10 protein-coding genes are annotated in these 19,216 nt (G+C 60.6%); 3 read left to right on the top strand and 7 right to left on the bottom strand.

All coding sequences use genetic code 11. The features are described from left to right. Window positions 1-462: 462 nt before the first annotated feature. The 5 genes from J3U87_RS31815 to J3U87_RS31795 all read right to left on the bottom strand — a co-directional run bounded on the left by J3U87_RS31815 (window position 463) and on the right by J3U87_RS31795 (window position 10,347). Window positions 463-6,636: an nSTAND1 domain-containing NTPase gene (locus tag J3U87_RS31815; protein WP_237379840.1), complete on the bottom strand. Its 6,174-nt coding sequence runs from the start codon at window positions 6,634-6,636 to the stop codon at window positions 463-465. A 5-nt stretch (window positions 6,637-6,641) separates the two neighbouring features. Continuing rightward, window positions 6,642-7,217, bottom strand: a complete 576-nt coding sequence (locus tag J3U87_RS31810; protein WP_237379839.1) for an ECF-type sigma factor — start codon at window positions 7,215-7,217, stop codon at window positions 6,642-6,644. Between the two features lie 694 nt (window positions 7,218-7,911). Further along, window positions 7,912-8,997: an FAD-dependent oxidoreductase gene (locus J3U87_RS31805; RefSeq protein WP_237379838.1), complete on the bottom strand. Its 1,086-nt coding sequence runs from the start codon at window positions 8,995-8,997 to the stop codon at window positions 7,912-7,914. Next, window positions 8,994-9,404 carry a 6-pyruvoyl trahydropterin synthase family protein gene (locus J3U87_RS31800; protein ID WP_237379837.1) on the bottom strand — a complete coding sequence of 137 codons (411 nt, stop codon included), beginning with the start codon at window positions 9,402-9,404 and terminating at the stop codon, window positions 8,994-8,996. Before J3U87_RS31800 ends, J3U87_RS31805 begins: the two co-directional genes overlap by 4 nt. 580 nt (window positions 9,405-9,984) lie before the next feature. Beyond that, complete coding sequence (locus J3U87_RS31795) at window positions 9,985-10,347, bottom strand: hypothetical protein (protein ID WP_237379836.1); 363 nt, start codon at window positions 10,345-10,347, stop codon at window positions 9,985-9,987. 582 nt (window positions 10,348-10,929) lie between these two features. On the opposite strand from J3U87_RS31795, the gene J3U87_RS31790 reads away from it, so the two are divergent. Continuing rightward, the gene (locus J3U87_RS31790) at window positions 10,930-11,694 is read left to right on the top strand and encodes a class I SAM-dependent methyltransferase (RefSeq protein WP_237379835.1); all 765 of its coding nucleotides are present in this window, start codon (window positions 10,930-10,932) and stop codon (window positions 11,692-11,694) included. Between the two features lie 106 nt (window positions 11,695-11,800). Here the strand turns inward: J3U87_RS31790 and J3U87_RS31785 are convergent, their stop codons facing one another. Both J3U87_RS31785 and J3U87_RS31780 read right to left on the bottom strand, forming a co-directional pair. Then, on the bottom strand, window positions 11,801-12,514 hold the full coding sequence (locus J3U87_RS31785; protein WP_237379834.1) for a LytR/AlgR family response regulator transcription factor: 714 nt from the start codon (window positions 12,512-12,514) through the stop codon (window positions 11,801-11,803). Next, window positions 12,511-13,272, bottom strand: coding sequence for a sensor histidine kinase (locus J3U87_RS31780; protein ID WP_237379833.1), 762 nt, complete (start codon window positions 13,270-13,272; stop codon window positions 12,511-12,513). The genes J3U87_RS31785 and J3U87_RS31780 overlap by 4 nt, the downstream gene beginning before the upstream one ends. 846 nt (window positions 13,273-14,118) lie before the next feature. Here J3U87_RS31780 and J3U87_RS31775 point away from each other — a divergent pair. Together J3U87_RS31775 and J3U87_RS31770 are read left to right on the top strand one after the other, a co-directional pair. Beyond that, window positions 14,119-15,006: an ABC transporter ATP-binding protein gene (locus tag J3U87_RS31775; protein WP_237379832.1), complete on the top strand. Its 888-nt coding sequence runs from the start codon at window positions 14,119-14,121 to the stop codon at window positions 15,004-15,006. Continuing rightward, entirely contained in the window at window positions 15,000-18,560 is a 3,561-nt protein-coding gene (locus J3U87_RS31770) for an ABC transporter permease/M1 family aminopeptidase (RefSeq protein WP_237379831.1), read from the top strand. The genes J3U87_RS31775 and J3U87_RS31770 overlap by 7 nt, the downstream gene beginning before the upstream one ends. Window positions 18,561-19,216: the final 656 nt, after the last annotated feature.

Raw genomic sequence — 19,216 nt, 5'->3', positions numbered from 1 at the left:
CGCGATTCGTTGGTTTGCCGGAGAACCGACTGCCTACCTGGTGCCCCTCCAGAAACGAAAGGAGTCCAACTCCCAAAGTGGTTTGGCTGGATGGGTCCGGGATCGGGTCCCAGTCGTCAGGTACCGGCGAGGTACGTGTTCATCGGAGATTCGCCGGTGCCTTATACCTGACTGCCGATACCGGTTGGCGTTGGCAATCCTGCCGATTCAGAGGCGTGTTTTCATGGAAACCCTGTTCCTGGATGGAGACTGGCTGGAAAAAAGGAGTCCCGCGGACGGGACTCCGATACCGTGGATCACTCGGTTCGCGAGTTCGGTTGGGATCCGGACTCGGTGATCCGGTGGTTGGTAGAATACCGCCGCGAGTGGGATGGTATCAGGATGCGGCGGTGCTTCTAACTGGCAAGTCCCATCCGCGCGCGCGATCCGCCAACTTTTTTCAGATTGGGGGAAGAAAAGGCCTCAGCGCTCCAGCCAGTGCAGAAGACCCTCGGTTCTGGCTTGCGGTTGACTCGATTCCACGAGCTCGTGGTCGTCTCGGTTGGCGCGGTTCGCGCCTTGCTCGAAACCGAACCGTGGCTCGTTCACCAGGCGGGAACCTTCGAGGCGGTAGCCGAAATGAAAGAGTGAACGGTCGAACAGGCGTAGGTAGTCGGCGGGTTCTCGTTTCCGATCCAGGAAAAACCCGAGACGATCCAAATGCCAGAAACGGATGCGGCGGTTGGTGCCGACCGAGGCCAGCAACGGTGCGTCGGGGCAAAAAGCGATGGGATAGGTCAGGAACCCGGAGTTGTCGATGGTGGCCAGGCGATGGTGGCTGACGGCATCCCAAAGATGGATGATCCCGTTTGCCGTCGAGGTGACGATGTAGGCGCCGTCTTTGGAAAAAGCCACGCCTTCGGCTGAGGAACGATGGCCTGCGAGGATACCCAGGCTCTTGCCGCTGGTCGCGTCCCAGAGCCGCGCGGTATTGTCGTAGGACGTGGATGCCAGGATCCGGCCGTCCGGTGAAAATGCCACGGTGTGAGCCGTGGAAGTGTGGCCGGTCATCGTGGCCATTTCGCTTGCCGTTTCCGAATCCCAGAGCCTGACGGTTTGGTCGAAGGAAGCCGAAGCCAGGGTTCTCCCGTCCGGCGAGAAGGCCACCCCGCGAACCAGCTCTCGATGGCCCCGGAAGGTCGTCAGTGGACGGCCGGTCGCCACGTCCCACAACATGACCGTCGTATCTGCCGACCCGGAAACGAGCCGTCGTCCGTCGGGGGAGAAGGCGACCGAATACACCACGCTGTCGTGGCCTTCGAGGGTTTGGGCCACCTTGCGGTTGGCCAGATCCCACAAGCGGATGAGCCCGTCTCGCGAGGCCGAGGCCAGCATGGTGCCGTCCGGCGAGTAGACCGCCTCGTGGTAGTTCGTGTCGAAACCACCCAGAGTGTAGGATAGGGTTCCCTTGGCCGGATCCCAGACCTTGATGGTCCTGTCGTGGGAGGCGGACACCAGCTCGGTTCCGGACGGTGAAAAGGCCACCCCGTAAATCGTGGCATCGTGCCCGGCGAGTTCCGCGGGTTTGCGCCGTTGATCGACACGCCACAAACGCACGGTTCGATCGTAGGACGCCGAGGCCAAATGTTGGCCGTCGCCGGAAAATTGGACGCTCGTCACATCGGCGGTGTGACCGCGTTGCGTGTCGACCAAGCGCCCGCTGGACAGGTCCCAAAACCCGATGGTCCCGTCCGTGGTGGCGCTGGCGATGGTGGTGCCGTCGGCTGAGAAACTCAGGCTGGAGATGGTGATGGCGTGAGGGACTCGTGTGCGCTTCTGCTCCGGCCAGGGCCCGTCCGTACCCGTACCGGTTTCCAGAAAGGTGGAAAGGTCACACCACTTGATGTGGTGGGTCTTGGTTCCCCAAGCGAGGAGGTGGCTGTTCGGTGCGAAGGTCATGGACCTGCTGGAGACGCCCGTCTGTTTCAGGGTCGCGACTTCGCGGTGCGTGGCGGCATTCCAGATCTTGAAGCTCTCGTCCTTGGAGGAAGATACCAGGAAGCGGCCGTCCGGAGAAAAGAGCACCTGGCCTACTTTGTCGCGATGGCCCGACAGCGTCGTCACCAGCTCGCCTGTCGCCGTGTCCCACAGCTTCACGGAACGATCGATCGATCCGGAGGCGATCAGGCGACCATTCGGAGCGAATGCCACCGAATAGACGGCGTCCCGATGCCCGATCAACCTGCGCCGAACCCGGCCGGTCAGCGCATCCCAGAGGATGATCGTCCCATCGAAGGAAGCCGAGGCGAGGGCTTGCCCATCGGGCGACCAGGCGACGTCGCTGGCCCGGCCCTCATGGCCGCAGAGGACGGCGCGCTGACTTCCGCTCCACCGATCCCAGATGGCGATGGTCTTGTCGTTGGAGGCCGATGCGATGGAGTGATCGTCGGGAGAAAAAGCCACCGACCAAACGATATCGGTGTGCCCGGCGAGGGTGGCGATCGAGGCCTTGTCGCGTATCGATCGGATTTGCGGCATCTGTCCCGCCAGCGCGATCGAGAGAGCCGACCCTCTCGCGGAAACGCTGCCCCTGGCTTCGCGGCTTCCCTCGGGAAAGGCCTGCCAGCTCTCGTTGACGATGCCGCTCTGTCCGTCCCTGATGGTGATCCGTCCGTTCATGTCCAGAAAGATCAGGCCGTCGTCGCCGGGCAGGCGATCCATCGCGATGGTTCGGCCGTGATGGACTTCCGCCGGGAAATGGCGGGGCACGGCACCCGAGCGGTGCGGGTACTCCCACCGGAGAATGCGACCGTCCGTATCGATGCCCCAGAGCGCGTCCTCGATCCAATGGAGTTGGTGGATCGCGAGGTCGTTCGTGAGCGGGTGCCGCGCCCCCGACCGAACGTCGAGTGTGGCGAGGGTGGCGTCTTCAGCGGCAAGCGCGAGGGACCTCCCATCCGGTGCGAAGGCCAGGCTGGTGAGGGGCGCCTTGGCGACGGGCCAACGCGCCAGGCGATCGCCCGAAGCCACTTCCCATAGGTAAACCGATCCACCGGCGGTGGCCGTCGCCAGGAGCTGGCCGTCGGGGGAAAATGCCAAGGCGTGCACGGGTTCGCCGTGATTCTTTTTGGCCTGCTCCTCGAACCGAGGCCGCCAGTGATCGCCATCCTTCTGCCAGAAACGCAGGTGGTGATCGACGGAGGCCGAGGCGAGCAGGCCGCCGTCGGGACGAAAGGCGAGGCCCTCGATCCTGTCTCGGTGGCCCGACAGAGCTGCGATGGAGCGGCCCGTGGCCGTGTCCACCACGCGAATCGTGTAGTCTCGGCAGGCCAGGGCGAGCCGGGATCCGTCGGGAGCCAAGGTGGCCAACGAGCCCGGCACCGCGACCGGAGAAGACCACAGTTGGTTTTCGGCGTCGGCCATACGCGGGTCGGCGAAGCGGCCGATGGCGCCTGGCAGCTTTCTATCCGCGGGGATGTCGCGGGAAAGCGCGGCCAGGGAGAAGAGCCAGGCGCGTTCGGGGTTGTTTTCGTCGAGTTCGGTGCCTGCCTTCTCTTCGAACATTTTGGCGAGAAGATAGTTGGATTCGCGGGTTTGGGAGACGGCTTCGCCTTTCGCGAGGAGGGCCGTCGCCTCGGCGCGATCGGCCCGGAAATACATGAAGAACGCGACCGTCGCCAGAAAAAGGGCCACGGCTCCAGTGGCGAAGGCCTGGTTCCTGCGCCGCAGCAGCCGTTGTTTCACCGCGGCCTCGGCCTTCTGGAGACGGGTTTCGAGGGCGATGCTGCAGATCACGAATTCCTGCTCGAGGGTGCCGGGATGCACCTCGTCGTTGGCCAGCGTCGTGCGCATCTGGAGCAGCAGTGCGCCGCGGAGCAGGTGGTCTTCGTCGCGGCCGGCTTCGTCCCAAGATTGGGCGCGAAGCCGCAGGCTGCCCAGAAGCCGCGCCGTTTCGCGATCGGCGGCCATCCATTCGGCGATGCGTGGCCACTTGCGGATCAGGGCTTCGTGGGCAACGTCGACCAGCTCGCGGCCGCGCGCCTGGTCGTGAAAGCCCGTCAGCAAACGCGCGCTCGTCCAACGGGCGAGAAGGGCGGCGACGATGTCCGGGGAACCGCTGACACTCAGCAGTTCCTCCCTCGTGGCCCGGCGACGGGTGTGTTCGTGGCCCTCGCCGGGATAGATCAGGCAGTGGGTGAACATTTTGCGGAGGACATTGCGGGCCCGCTCGTCGAGTGCCGCGAACTCGGTTTCGGCGCGCTGGGCCAGGGCGCCCTCGATGCCGCCGATGGCCTGGTAGGCCTCCAACGTCAGTAGATTGCCCTTGCGGCGTTCGTACAGCTCCAGTAGCGCGTGTTCCAGCAGGGGCAGGGTGCCCGAGGCGCCGGTGACGTCGTCGAGAATACGCACCAACAGCCCGGGCTCCAAGGTCAGGCCGACCAGGCGCGCCGGCACCGCCACCGCCCGCGCCAGGTTCTCGCGGCGCATGGGACCCAGTTGGAGGGCGTGATCGAGCAGGATGGTGTCCAGTGCGGGAAAGGTGGGGCACATCCCCAAAAAATCCGAGCGCATCGTCAGCACGACCGAGACGAAATGCTGGCGCTGTTCGAGGGCGTGGCACAGGTTGGCCACGAATCGCTCGCAGGCCACGGGGTCTTCGGCCAGGGTGAACACTTCCTCGAATTGATCGATCACCAGGCAGAGGGGCCGACCCGATCGCGCCTGGACCAGTTCTTCGGCGATGAAATGAAGGGCCGCCACATCCTTATGAAGGCGGGCGAGCAGATCGGTGCTGGCACGCGTCAGGCCCGCCTCCTCGAATAGGCGCGCCAGTGCGAAGGCCAGCTCCTCCAGTGGCGAAGAGCCGGGTTTGAAGAGGGACACCGCGAAGCCTCGTTCGCGCAGCGGCGGCATGGCACCGGCCTGAACGACCGAGGACTTGCCGCTGCCGGAGGGGCCGAGCACCCCGATGAACGGGTGTTCGGCGAGGTATTCGACGATGCGTTGGGAAGCGGCTTCGCGACCGACGAAAAAGGCGCGATCCTCCTCGCGAAACACTTCCAGGCCGCGGAACGGGCAGGTGCCGTCGTGGCTCATGTCCGCGTCGGCGCCGGTGGGAAGACCGCGGATGGTTTCCACCAGGACGGCGACCTGGGACGGTTCGATCTCGTTGGGAAAAGTGGTCCAGGTCTGGCCGCGCAGGTAGGTGGGCAACAGGCTTTGGCGATTGGGGAACGCGGCCCCGGGCATCAACAGGGGAAGGAAGCGAAGCTCGCCGGCGCGAAAGGCGAGCATGTCGCTGGTGGCCGGATCGGATTGCCAGGGGGCCTGATGGCCGGGACCCAGGCAAGCCAGGCAGGTGGCGCTCGTCTGGGCGGCGTCGCCGATGCCGTCGCCGGAGGTCTTTTCGGGTGAAGTTGGCTCCCAGCCCGGGTGCAGGTCGATGCCCGCGTCAGTCAGGAGGCGGGCGAGGTGTGCCACCGCTTGCGCGTCGTCGGGGTGGTGCCAGAGAAAGGCGTCGTGACGGGGGGTGCTGCGAACGCGGTCCGGCTCCTCATCCGCAAGGCCGGCCAGGACGCGATCGAGATCCGCCAGGAATTCGTTCGCGGTCTGGTATCGAGAACGGGGGTTCTCCGCCAGGGCCATGCGCAACACGTGACCCAGCGCCTCGGGCACGGGCTCGCGGGGTTCCTCGGTGCGAGGGGCCTCCTCTTGCGACCGACGCTCGTCGTCGGATGGTGCGCGGGTGGGGTAGTTTCGCCCGTGAATCGTGAGCCGCGTCACCGTTTCCAGCGGTGGCTCGTCCCAGGTGTTCGGCGGGGATCCCCACAGGAGGTGCAGCAAAACCAGACCCAGGGAATAGATGTCGGTGGTTTCGTCGACCGATTCGCCGCGGAGCTGTTCCGGGGAGGCGTACATGGGGGTCATGGGGCCGCCCGGTCCCGTTTGGTGGGCGGGGGCGTCGTGTTCCAGGGACCGCAGGGTGGCGATGCCGAAATCGAGCAGCTTCGGGACCCCGTCGCGGGTCACCATCAGGTTGCCCGGTTTGATATCGCGGTGAACGACCCCGCTGGCGTGGGCGAATCCGACGGCGGTGGCCAGTTTGTGGAAGAGCCGCAACAGGTGCGAAAGAGATGGCTGCCGGGCCCTGTGCCACTTTTCGATGGTTTCGCCGTCGATGAACTCCATGATCAGGTAGGGGAAGCCTTCCTCGGTAGTTCCCGCATCCAGCAGCATGGCGATGTAGGCGTGTTTGAGATCGGCCAGCACCTGCCGCTCACGGCGGAACCGCCGCAGCATGTCGGGCGTGGTGAACAGGTGTTGCACCAGCTTGATGGACACCGACATCTGCACTTCGTCGTCGATACGTCGACCCAGGTACACCGAACCCATGCCGCCGTGTCCCAGGCAGCGCACCAGGTGATAGGGGCCGATTTCGCGGCCGACCATATCCTGGGGTTCGAGCAGCGGCGGATCGGGAAAGAGGTCGCCCTGGGCCTGAATCGCCAACAGGGCCTCGACCTCTTCCCGCAGGCGGGCATCGCCGCCACAGGTTTCGTCCAGGTATGCCGGACGCGCCGATTCGGCGTGGTCCAGCGCGGCTTCGAAAATGGCTTGAACCCGATTCAAATCGAGTGGTTGCGGTGCGTCGTTCACCCTGGTCAGGCCTGTAGCTCGCGAGCGAGCCACACGCGGCAGAACTGCCACTCGCGTTCGACCGTGCGCAGGGCCACTTTCGTGACGGCGGCGATTTCCGCCATACTCAGGCCGAGGAAGGAGCGCAGCTCGACGATGCGGTGTTTGGAGGGATCCATTTGCTTGAGCTTGTCCAAAGCCGATTGAAGGCTCAGCAAGCTGTCAGGGTCCAGCGACTTGGCGCCGACCAGGCATTCGTCGAGCGAAACCTTGATCTGATCGCCGCCGCGTTTGAGGCGCTTCATGTCGCGCGCGTATTTGAAAAATAGGTGGCGCATGATCAGCGCCGAACACGCGAAAAAATGTTCGCGGTTTTTGAATTGGAGTTCCTTTTTGCAGGCCAGCTCGCGATAGGCCTCGTGAACCAGGGCCGTGGGTTGCAGGGTATGGTCGGGAGACCCTTTCAAGTAGTTCCCGGCGATACGCTTCAAATCCTGATAAACCAGTGGAATGACCTGGTTCAAGGCCTCGGGGTTGTTGGGGTCGTTGAGTAAGTTGGTGATGTCACCAGGCGCCATGCCACGTGCGATGGGGTTATACATCTACCCTCCGTTGTGAGCGACTCGAGAAAATTGTGATCCAGTTTTTTTTTGCTGTCAACGCAGCGAGCCACGAGTTGTGTCAAAATCTCGTAAATCTTGGTTGTCGGCGGATTTGGAAGAGGCTCCGGGTCATGTTTTTCCGACTTTGGGTCCTTACGCTGAGAGCTGGTGGCGCGTTTAAAAAAGAACGGAAAAATTGGGAAAAATGGTCCTCAGAAAAGGAAGGACGACGGATTCTTGCCCATCCAATAACGAAAACGAAAGCGCCCTCGAAGGGGTCTGGTTGGGCTCGGTATCGGCTTTCAGGTGTCAGCGATACTGCTTTGGAAGGTATGTGCCAAAGTCCCATTCTCGATGGCGGAATCACGCGGGATTGGGTGTCAGGCGGGCGTAGTGCGAGACCGCCGCTTAGGGATGAGCATGATCAGGGGAGTCTCTGATTCAACGAGCGGGCGGTGTGGGGTCCCCATAGGACAAGGCGTGAAAAGACCCGGACAATGACACGCACATCGGATTTTTGATCCTTGCTCGGTCATGTTCGGGGTGTTGGCGATGGGGTACACCCGTGAAAAACCGGGGAATCATGAATTACGGGAACAAGGAGGGAACGGGTGGGCTGGCGCCTCGTGGGCGCTGGGCATCCTCCAGGGACGGTCGATGGATGAGGTGACCCTGGGCTGCGGAATGAACCGCGTCACTCCGATTCGCGATGCCACAACTCCGGGAATTGGATGTCGTCCAGCGCGCCTGCCAGGTGGGCCAGGACGTCGGCGACGATGGCCGGCGTCGCCAGGAATCCGTGGCGATACAATCCGTTGAGTCGGATCAGGCCTGGCCGGTGCAGCACCCTCGGCACGTTGTCGGGGAATGCCGGCCGGCAGTGAATCGAGACATTGCAGATCCTGGCCGTGGCGAATCCGGGGTCCAGGTGGTAGGCGGCGGCCAGCAACTCCAAACCGCCGCGCACGCTGAGTGGGGCCAGCGAATCGCTTTCGATGACGGTGGCCCCGATCAGGTAGATCGAGTCGGGGCGGGGCACCACGTACACGGGAAATCGGGGCTGGATCAGGCGAATCGGTCGGGTCAGGCGCACGTCCGGCGCCTCGACCGCGATCAGCTCCCCGCGCACGCCGCGCAACCGCTTCAGGTCCGGTCGTGCACCGAGCCCCCGGCAGTCCATGACCCAATCGAATTCGTGGGCACCGTCTTGGGTTTCGATGCGGTGTGCACCCAAGTGACGGACCTCGGTGCACGTGTGCCACCGGGCGCCTCGATCGAGGATCTCGTGCATCAGGGCCGGGAACAGTTCCCAGCCTTCCAGTTGGCCTTCACTGGGGAAGTAGAGCCCCGCACCAAACCTTCCACACAGGTTCGGCTCCAAATGGCGCATGGCGTGGCTGTCGACGGCGATGACATCTTGTGCGTCCTCGATCTTGGCGAGAACGCGCCGGTGAATACGCGCCAGGTCCGGCCGATCCTTTGGTTCGGCCACCATCAGCGAGCCTTCCTGCTGAAAAAACACCGGCTTTTTGCAGGCGCTCAGGATTTGGGGCCACAGGTGAAGGCCTTCCAACCCGAGGTGGTTTACGATCGGTTCGGCGTGTTCCAATTCCGCGAAAGGCGCCAACATGCCGGCTCCGGCCATGCCGCAGCTTTCGCGGCCGTCGAGGCGGTCCCGGTCGAACAGGGTGACGCGCCAGCCGCGGCGAAGCAGGGAAAAGGCGAGGATGCGGCCGACCAGACCCGCGCCGGCGATGCCCACGTGCCCGCGCTGGGTCACGTGGCGATCCCGGATGCCGCCTCCTGCGGCAGGAAGTAGGCCGCCGAGCAGTCTTCCGTCTCGAAAATCTCGACCCGGCTGACGCGAGCGCGATTGTTCCGGTTCTCGTCCAAACCCTTCTGCACGCCTTCGAATACGTGTTTGGCCAGGTTCTCTGCCGTGGGGTTCAGGATCCGGAACGGCGCCAGATCGTTCAGGTGGGTGTGTTCCAGTTCGTCGATGACGCCGGTCAACGCTGCCTGAATGTCGCGGAAATCCACGAGCAGGCCGTTCCGGTCGAGTGTGTCGCCACACACGTAGACGAGGCACACCCAGTTGTGGCCGTGGAGTCGTTCGCAGCCACCACTGGCATGGCGCAGTTGATGGGATGCGGAAAACGTCTTGCGAACCTTGATCTCGAATGCCACGGGCAACCACCTTCGTTCCATCGTTTTCAATTCGGGCCCGACTCTAACCACCCGACGGGTAACGCGAATATGATCAAGATCATAGAGGCGGTCAAGTTCGTCGCCCGTTGGGCCGGAAAGGCCAGCCTGACCCGCGCTCCGAGATCGATCCCGTAAAGCAGCGCCCGCCGAAACTATCCCGTGTCCAGCGAGGTTGGCGGGACCCTCAACAGCCTGGTTTCGACGCGAGCACCAGTAGTTCTTCCTCGCGCAACAGGTCGTCGATAATGCGGTCGATATCGGCTGGGTTTATCATCAAGGCATTGGCTGGCCAGAGCGGCGGCTCTGTGATGCAAAGCGGGGGATGCGATAATAATGGGGATAAAGGGTCGCCACGCGCACGGGCCGGCCCCGTGAGCCGGGGCTCCGGCGGAGCGTGCGCGGGCATGGCTTGGCCGGGACCCGACACCCGAAGTCCGAACGGTACCCATCCAGCCCCCTGTGCACGGAGGATGGAATGATCCTGGATGGGCATTATGTCATATATGGAATGCGTATATCCGATTGAAAGTGGTAGTGAGATTCTGGCGAAAAAATTATACTAACTGAAATCCAGCGACTTTTCGAAACCTCTCAATTTGTGCCGCGCCATGGCCAGGTTCGCTTTGTCGCGCTCCATGGCGATGTAGAGGAACAGGTCTTCGTTTCCTTGCAGCGGACGGATAATATGGTACTGGTCCGAAAGGGTGATCAGGATGTCTTCGATGTCGTTTTCCAGGCCGAGGCTCGTGATGGTTTTCCGCTTGGCGATGACAACCGCCGTATTCCCGGCTGCGGCCACTTCGATATCGAGCTTGTTGTTGATGATGATTTGACCCAAAACCATTCCACTACTTACATCTACGAGACACCCTCCGATCAGGCCGTCGATTTTGGAGAGATCGCTCATTCTAAGTTCAGACATGCGCTAAATTCCTTTTAGTTTAAATTTTCGCGTTCTTGTTGTTTCTGTCGTTCTTTCGGCAAAAATCCAAATAAAGAGTTTGGATTTTGTGGCTCACAAAGGCATGTGATTGTCAATATGTTTTTTTATTGACGCTATTATGCCCTTGGACAAAGTACCCTATCGCACGAGGTGAAGAAATTCTTGAGAAATGATGTCCCAATAACGACAACTTTTTTCCATGTTTGGGTAAAAAGCCAAAAACAAAACGTTCTGTTTTTGGTGTGGTGTTTGGTGCCCTTCCCTTGTAATCTCCCCTCATGGTTTCTGGTGCCCCGCCCTTCCGCTCTGGTTTCGGAGGGGCCGGCAGGGGTCCGCTCACGGACCGGGGCGGGTTTCGAACGCCATCGTTGGCCTCGGGGTCACCAAGGGAAATCACCGGGTCAGGCGTGGCCTGTGGGATCTGGTTCGATTGAAAAGGAGAAGGTCGTTTCGGTTTTTGGAATCAGTGGGGCGAAAAGCTTCGTTCCGGTCGATAGGGTGAAACTATCTAGGTGATTTCCCCATAAGAACCAACATCCATCATCTTTTTGGAGCATTGTCATGAAACCATTTTCCCTAATTTTGTGCCTGGGATTGAGTCTGTCCGCCTTGGCTCAAGGTCCCCAAATGAGCGACCTGCAGAAGCGGGTTCAAGAGATCATGAACATGGAGCATCGCTCCCAGGCCAGCAAAGACCGAGACCGTAACCGCAACCCGGTGCGGGCCCTCGAGTTCTTCCGAATTCGCGAGGACATGAAAGTGCTGGAGTTCATGCCCGGAGCCGGTTGGTACACCGAAATCCTGGGGCCGCTCCTCAACGAAAAGGGCGAGCTGATCGTCGCGACCAATCCCAATTGGATCCCCAAGAACCTGAACGAATTGCTGAAAACCGAAAACTTTTCCAACGTGAAGGTCTATGACAACGGCATTGGGTGGGACCGGGAAAACCGTTGTTTCGATACCAGCAAGATGAAGCTGGATGTCGCCGATTTGGACATGGTACTTTCCATTCGCGAATATCACGGCTTTTCCAACGAAGGCGCCCAAGTTTTCAACAAGCAGGTCTTCAAGGCACTCAAGCCGGGTGGCTATTACGCCATCATCGACCACACCCGCCGTCACATGGAAGCCGAGAGCGGCGAAAACGGGCGTCGCCGCGACCCCGTCCTGATCATCAAGCACTTGTTGGATGCGGGTTTCGAGTTCGTGGACTACTCCGACATGTTCTTCCGTCCCGACGACGAGTTGCGTTACGAGGTAGGCCGAAAGACGGTCACCGGCAACACGGATCGCTTCACCTTCCTGTTCCGCAAGCCGGAAGCCTGAGTCATGTGAAAGGGCTTGTGCCCGAGGGGTCCCCGTCGTCTGGCGGGGTCGCCTTTGCCCGTGCGGACCGAGTGTCCATCCAGGCTGGCTACCCTGGGAGTCGCAGCTAATTCGTTTCTGGATGGGCGCCGGATAGGAACGCGTGGACCTTGGCCTTGTACGTCCGTCCGATGGGGATCTCTTCCGCGCCGATGTGGACCCTGTCGTTCGCGATTTCCGAGATTCGGTTGACGGCGACGATGTAGGAGCGATGAATTCTAAGGAAGGACTTGGCCGGCAGATTGGTCTCCATCGCCGATATTTTTTCGAGCGTGATGATGCGACGTCCGGTCAGGTGCACGATGCAGTAATTGCGACAGGCCTCGACGTAGCAGATTTCGTCGAATTTGACCTGGTGGTATTTCTTGTCGTCCTTGATGAACATCGTTTCGTGGCGTTCCCGTTCGGTCGAGGCGGTCGGTGCCTCTTCGTCACCACGCGCTCGGGCCTTCTGGACCGCCCGAAGGAAGCGCTCGAAGCTGAAGGGTTTCAGCAGGTAGTCGCACACGTCGAAGTCGTAGCTCTCCAGGGCGTATTCGCGATGGGCCGAAATGATCACGATCTGGGGAGGCCGTTTCAGGGTTTGGAGAAAGTCGAAGCCCTGGAGTTTGGGCATTTGGATGTCCAGAAAGATGAGGTCCACCGGTTCGCGATCCAGGTGATTGAGTGCCTGTAGGCCGTCGTAGCAGTTGCCCGCACAGGACAGGAAATCCAACTCGCGGCAGTAGTCTTCGATGATCTGGTGGGTGATGGGTTCGTCGTCCACGATGAGGTACTTCATAAGGCTCCGATTTGCAACGATGCGGTGTACACGCCGTCCTCCGCGATCGCGGTCATTCGGTGACGGTCCGGATAGAGCAGGGCCAGCCGTCGCTGCAGGTTGATCATGCCGATGCCGGGTTTGGATCTCGTTCCGGCTGGATCGTAATTGTTTGTGACTTGGAAAGCGACGTCCGTACCGTCGGCTCGGAGGTGGATGTGGATGAAGGCCCCTTCGGTGAGGGTCGAGGCGCCGTGTTTGAAGGCGTTTTCCAAAAGCATGATGAACATCAGCGGGGGAATGCGCACCAATTCGTCCTCGATCTCTTCTTCGAAGCGGATCTCCACTTCCTCGCGGTATCGGATCTCGTTGAGTTCGATGTAATTTCGAAGGTACTCGATTTCATCCTTCAGGAACACCTGGTCCTTACGGCCCTCGTAAATCGTGAACCGCATCATGTCGGACAGCTTGAGGATCATGAGCGGCGCCAGATCCGATTTCTCGCGGGCCAGCCCGTAGAGATTGTTCAGGGTATTGAAGAAGAAGTGTGGGTTGATTTGGTTCTTCAGGAGCAGCAGTTCCGCGCGCAGCGATTCCTCGCGCAGCCGCAGCAACCGGCCACGCTGGCTGGCACGGACCGCGATCAGGTAGCCGAGCGGTGCGGCCAGGGTCAGTGTCAGAAAGACGGTCATCAGGTCGCGATTGCCGTAACGGTTCAATAGGATCGCCGAAGCAAAAAACAAAAGGGTTCCGCAGAAAAACAGAATCAACCGTTTCATCGACCGCATCCGTGACTTGGGAATGGCCCTGTGGCTGAGCTTATTTTAATGGGATTCCCGGCCAGCGCAAAAAGGCGAAGGACGAACGACCGCCTGAGTTGACGAACGCCTTCGAGTTGGATGTGAGATGAAGAGGTGGTTTTCCATCCCGGCTGGCGGTGACTGCGGTTTTTACCACTGAGTTCACAGAGAACGCTGAGTTGTGATTTGCTTGTTGTAAATGTCTTGATATTGTGAGGTTATGATGGTTTTAATACTGTGTTCGTATTTGTGGGTAATCCTGACATCAGTAGTTTAGAAAGGGTTTAGGTCGCCAAAGAGGGTAATCGACACCCAGGGTCACGCATCCAGTTGGTAGGTTTACAAAACCATGTCATTTGATGATTCAATGTTTCCTTTATGCATCGATACTTGTTTATATTACCTTCGGTGATGGCCCCTCTTTCAGGTTTTGGTTTAATGTGAAATGAGCAAGATGTATTAACAAAATGATGAAATCGATTGATGTACTGAGCGAGGTAAGTTGTATTTTATAAGTGGTTTATGAATTAGAGCAGTATGTCCGTTTTTGAATATCATTTTTCCCAAATAGCTTCTGATGCGATAGTGAGGATTGTTCTCGGCTGCTCTGTGTTCTTTTCTCCGTGTCCTCTGCGAACTTTGTGGTAGAAAAAAAGCCCAAAACGCCAAAAACCATGAAGAAATCCCGTCCCTCCGGGATTTCCCAGCAAGTACGGTGGACGGCCGCCGTTCATCCGGTTTTGGCGGTCGTTGGTCCATTGGCGCGCCGATGGGCGGGAAAAAGCCTCTAAGCTGGCTCCAGAAACAGCGGCACGGGAGGTTCAGTTGCTCACCATCACCAATCTTTCGAAAACCTATGGGAACGGGGTCGTCGCGCTCGACGGCGTGACCCTCGAGATCGGTACCGGCATGTTCGGGCTCCTGGGGCCGAACGGGGCGGGGAAGTCGACTTTGATGCGCACCATCGCGGCCTTGCAGGAACCGGACAGCGGCCGCATCCTGTTGGATGGGACCGACATCGTGCGCTATCCCCACGCGGTGCGCGAAGTGCTGGGCTATCTGCCCCAGGAGTTTGGCGTCTACCCCAAGATTTCCGCCGAGAACCTGCTCGACCATCTGGCCATCCTGAAGGGGGTGATGGACAAGGCCGCCCGCCGCGAGCAGGTGGCCAACTTGTTGAAGCGTACCAACCTGTACCAGGTTCGCAAGAAAGCCGTCGGAAGCTTTTCCGGCGGGATGCGGCAACGGTTCGGCATCGCACAAGCCCTGCTCGGCGATCCTCGCCTGATCATCGTCGACGAGCCGACCGCGGGGCTCGACCCGGAGGAGCGCAACCGCTTTCACAATCTGCTCAGCGAGATCGGCGAGCACATCGTGGTGATCCTCTCGACGCACATCGTCGAAGACGTGCGCCAGCTCTGTTCGCGGATGGCGGTGCTCCACGAGGGGCGGGTGCTCTTGCAGGGGCGACCCGAAACCTTGATCGCCCGAGTTTCCGGACGTATCTGGCGTCGGGAAATCTCGCGAGCGGACCTGCCCGAGCTTCGCCGGCACTGTCAGGTGCTCTGCGAACGGTTGGTCGCCGGGCGGACCCACGTGCGGGTGCTGGCCGATCGACCGCCCGACGAGGCGTTCGTACCCCACGAACCGGACCTGGAGGACGTCTTTTTCGCCGCGTTGGCCGAGGTTCGGGAAGAGGTGTCGTCGTGCTGATCCGGTTGTTTCGCTTCGAAATCGAACTTCACCTTCGCCAGACCGCCGTGCGCTTGAGCGCGCTCGCCTTTTTCCTTTTGGGTGCGCTGATGAGTTTCTCACTTCACGGCGGCATCGACGTCTGGTTGAACGCGCCCTTTTCGATCGCCTTCGGTACCGGCATTCTCTCGTTGGCGAGTCCCTTCGCGCTGGCAGTTTTCGCCGGCAACGCCATCCTGCGCGATCGCGAGCACGGCATGGAGGAAATCGTCTATGCAACCGCCGTCACTCGCTTCCAGTACTTGGTCAGCCGCGGTTCCGGGCTGGTGGTGGTGGCGGGTCTGGTTCTCGGTTGCGGGGTGCTCGGCCTGTTCCTGGGTTCCCTGCTGCCCAATCAAGATCCCGAAAGCCTGGGCCCGCACCGGATATGGCCCTACCTGCAGGCATGGTTGACGATCGGGCTGCCCAACGTGCTCTTCGGTGCCGCCGCCATCTTTGCCGCCGCGGCGCTGACGCGCAGCAATGCGGCGACCTACGTGGCCGCGGTGACCCTCTACCTTCTGTACATGCTGGGTTCCATGTTGGGTAATTCGCCGCTCATGGCGCAATCCAAAATCCTGCCGCCGGAAGACATGGCGCCGGCCGTATTGATGGATCCCTACGGCATGATCGCCCTGTTCGAACAAACGCGGTACTGGAGTTTCGTCGAGAAGAACACCCAGCTCCTCGCGCTCGAGGGAGGGTTCCTCTTCAACCGCATGATGTGGACCGCCTTTTCGCTTTCCTTGTTCTGCTACGTCTACCAGGGGTTCTCCTTCCGCAAGCCACGCCCCCGAAAGGCGGGACCTTCGATGGGAATCCCGGGCGATGCTCCCCTACCACTCGGTCCTTATGTGCCCGTGCCGGTCACGGTGAACCGATGGGGGGCGCATCTTCGCGCCGCGTTCTCGAAAGTGGCGGTGGAAACACAGGTCATGGTGCGGGGCATTCCTTTCGTCGTCATGCTGCTGCTCGGCGTCTTTTTCGTGGCCGTCACCATTTACGACGATATCAGCCGCGGCGAGCTGAACACGCCCTATCTCCCGTTGACCAGCCTGATCCTGCCGGTTCTGCAGGATCCCCTGAGCAAACTGGGTCCGCTGGTCGTGCTCTTTTTCGTCTCCGAATTGGCCTGGTTCGAGCGTGGTCGCGGGGTGGCGCCGATCGTCGATGCCACGGCCGTGCCCAGCGGGGCGATGTTCTTGGCGAAATTGCTGGTGTCGGGGATGTTGATCGGTGTGCTGATTCTGGCCGGAGTGCTGGTGGCCGTCGCCTTCCAGCTTCTGAACGGGTTCGTACCGCGGCGGCCGGAACTCTACCTGAACCTGTTCTATGCGGCGGGCCTGCCGTTGCTGTGTTATGCGGCCTGGGTGCTGTGTGTCCAGAACCTTTCGCCCAACAAGTATCTGGGCATGATCTTTGGGGTGATGGTCCTTCTCTCGGGAGGGGTCCTGCGCCGTCTCAGCGGGCTCGACCACCCGCTGTTCGGCCCGGTGTTTTTTCCCGACCTGAACGTGTCGGACATGATCGGCAGGGGTTATGGCGGGGCGGCCGATCATTGGAACATGCTGTTCCGAGTGGGCTTGGCCGGCATGGTGTGCGCCCTGACCCTGGTGTTCTGGCGGCGCGGCGCGCGGCGTCGTACCGGTGGCCTGTCGTATGGGTCCGTGGGTCTCGCGGCCCTTGGCACGCTGGTGTTCCTGGGCACGGGGGGCTACGTCTTCTATCGGGTGAACTACCTCAATACCTTTCGTGGCGAGGAGCGGGACGCCGATTGGCGCGCCCAATACGAGCGGACCTACAAGTATTTGGCCGAAGAGCCGGCACCGCGGATTTCCGATATCCAGTTGAACGTCGATTTTTATCCTGATGAGCGGCGCTACCGCGTCGTCGGTCGCTACGACTTCGTCAACGAGACGGGTGGCGTCATCGAACGGATAGTGATCGGGGTGCCCCACCAAAACCGACGCGAGGCACGCGTGACCGTCGCGCACGCTACGACGGTGGGTTTGGATGAGACGTTCTCCATGGAAACCTACGCCTTCGACCACCCCTTGCGGCCGGGTGACCAGGGATCACTGACCTTCGAGCTGGAGGTTACCAAGTCCGGGTTCACCGATCTGGATCCCGAAAATTACGTACTGCCAGGTGCCGCGTACGTCGAGTTGAACAAATACCTGCCGGCGATTGGATACGATCGGTCGGTCGAGTTGGCGGACCCTCACGAGCGCGCGAAACGCGGATTGGGGCCCTACCGGGAAATGGCGACCCTCGAAGCGGTGCCGGAAGTGCGTCCCCATCACCTTCGTTTCGAAGCGGTACTTTCTACGCCACCCGGCCTGGCGGCCGTGACCCTGGGTCGCCTCGTGCGGGCGTGGGATCGCGACGGGCGGCGCTACTTCCACTATCGCATAGCTCGGGAAACCGCCAACCACTTCGCCGTGGCGGTAGGACGCTACCGGCAGGCGCGGACCGATCATCGGGATGTGGCCATTTCGGTGTGGACCGCGGAGGGGCACGAGGCCAATGTGGCCACGGTTCTCGAAGCGGCCAAGGCCTCGCTGGATTACTTTCAGGACCAATGGGGATCCTATCCCTACGACGTGTTGCGGATTGTCGAGGTACCCTCCTTCTCCGGGGCTTTTGCGGCGACTTCCTACCCCACGACCATTTTCGCGGTGGAGGACCGGTTCTTCCTGATGGATCAAAGCGATCCGGCAGATTTCAACCTGGTCTACCGGCGCACGGCGCATGAGATCGCCCACCAGTGGTGGGGCGACCAATTGGAACCGGCCCCCGCGGAGGGCTACCGAATGCTCACCGAAACCTTGGCCAAATACGCGGAAATGGTAGCCTACGACGCCGCGTTCGGGCCATCGGCCTCAGACGATTACTTGGCCGACATGGTGGATCTGTACTTCTTTTATCGCGGCTACCAAACCGAGCCCGAGAATCCCCTGAACCGCGTCGGATTCCAACCCTATGTCTATTACTTCAAAGGCGGTCACGCGGTTCACGTGCTGCGCGAATTGCTGGGCGAGGGTCGAGTCAATCAGGTGCTGCAAACCTTTTTCCAACGGTATCGGTACCCGGCTCGACCGACGAGCACCGATTTCCTGCGGATCCTCTACGACCATGCGCCGGCCGATCTGCACGTCCGCCTTCGGGACCTCTTCGAGCGGGTGGTGACGTTCGATCTCCAGTTGAAAGGGTACGCGGTCGAGGCGCTACCCGAGGGTCGTTACCAAGTGGAGGCCGATATTTGGGCGCTTCGGGTGGAAGGCGTGGATACGGAAGGCTTGCGGCAGGGTCCGGTGGCCGAATGGCTCGAACTGGCCGCGTATCGGGAAGACGGAAGCCTGATCGGAAAAGCGCACCGGGTGAGCCTGGCCGAGGTGCGGAGTCGCGTGCGCATCGAGCTGGAGGAAGAGCCGGCGGCTCTGGTGTTGGATCCACGCGGGCTGATGCTCGAAGCCAACCGGGCGGACAACCGGGTCGCCGGAGCCACCCTCGCGGACGAATCACCTGTCCACTAAAAACACGAAAAAACACGAAAAAGATACTCCCGGCCCCGATCTGCAGGTCATCGGAGGTGGTTCTCGGGAACCGGGAAGTCACTGCCCACGAATCAAACGGATGAACACGAATATGCACCCACTTGAGGATGTCGGAGAACGGGCTCCCACAGCGGTGACAAAGAGCATAAATATCAAGAATTTTAAATACTTATGCGTGACTGTCCCCGCAGTCCCTCCCGCAGTCCCTGTCCACTAAAAACACGAAAAAACGCGAAAAAGATACTCCCGGCCCCGATCTGCAGGTCATCGGAGGTGGTTCTCGGGAACCGGGAAGTCACTGCCCACGAATCAAACGGATGAACACGAATATGCACCCACTTGAGGATGTCGGAGAACGGGCTACCACAGCGGTGACAAAGAGCATAAATATCAAGAATTCTTATGCGTGACTGTCCCCGCATTCTTGTTTTCGTTGGCGGGAAAACAACGCAATAGGCCCCGTACGGGATGACGGCGTTCGTATTCGTGTGGATCTGTGTGATCCGTGGACAAGTCATCAAATGTCACGTGTGGCGCGTCGCCACACAGGAACCGAATCCGTGGGCCTTTGGACAACCATCTAGTTCTCAGACCAGATGTACTGATAAAAAAACAGAAGGTATTCTAGAAACCCA

It is taken from the genome of Sulfidibacter corallicola (genome assembly GCF_017498545.1).
GTDB classification, from domain to species: domain Bacteria; phylum Acidobacteriota; class Holophagae; order Acanthopleuribacterales; family Acanthopleuribacteraceae; genus Sulfidibacter; species Sulfidibacter corallicola.
This window is presented reverse-complemented; position numbering and strand designations above follow the sequence as displayed.

Coding starts and splice junctions, on each gene's coding strand:
- J3U87_RS31810 (WP_237379839.1), bottom strand. CDS start 7,217: ATGTATAACCCCATCGCACGTGGCATGGCGCCTGGTGACATCACCAAC.
- J3U87_RS31780 (WP_237379833.1), bottom strand. CDS start 13,272: ATGAAACGGTTGATTCTGTTTTTCTGCGGAACCCTTTTGTTTTTTGCT.
- J3U87_RS31795 (WP_237379836.1), bottom strand. CDS start 10,347: ATGTCTGAACTTAGAATGAGCGATCTCTCCAAAATCGACGGCCTGATC.
- J3U87_RS31785 (WP_237379834.1), bottom strand. CDS start 12,514: ATGAAGTACCTCATCGTGGACGACGAACCCATCACCCACCAGATCATC.
- J3U87_RS31790 (WP_237379835.1), top strand. CDS start 10,930: ATGAAACCATTTTCCCTAATTTTGTGCCTGGGATTGAGTCTGTCCGCC.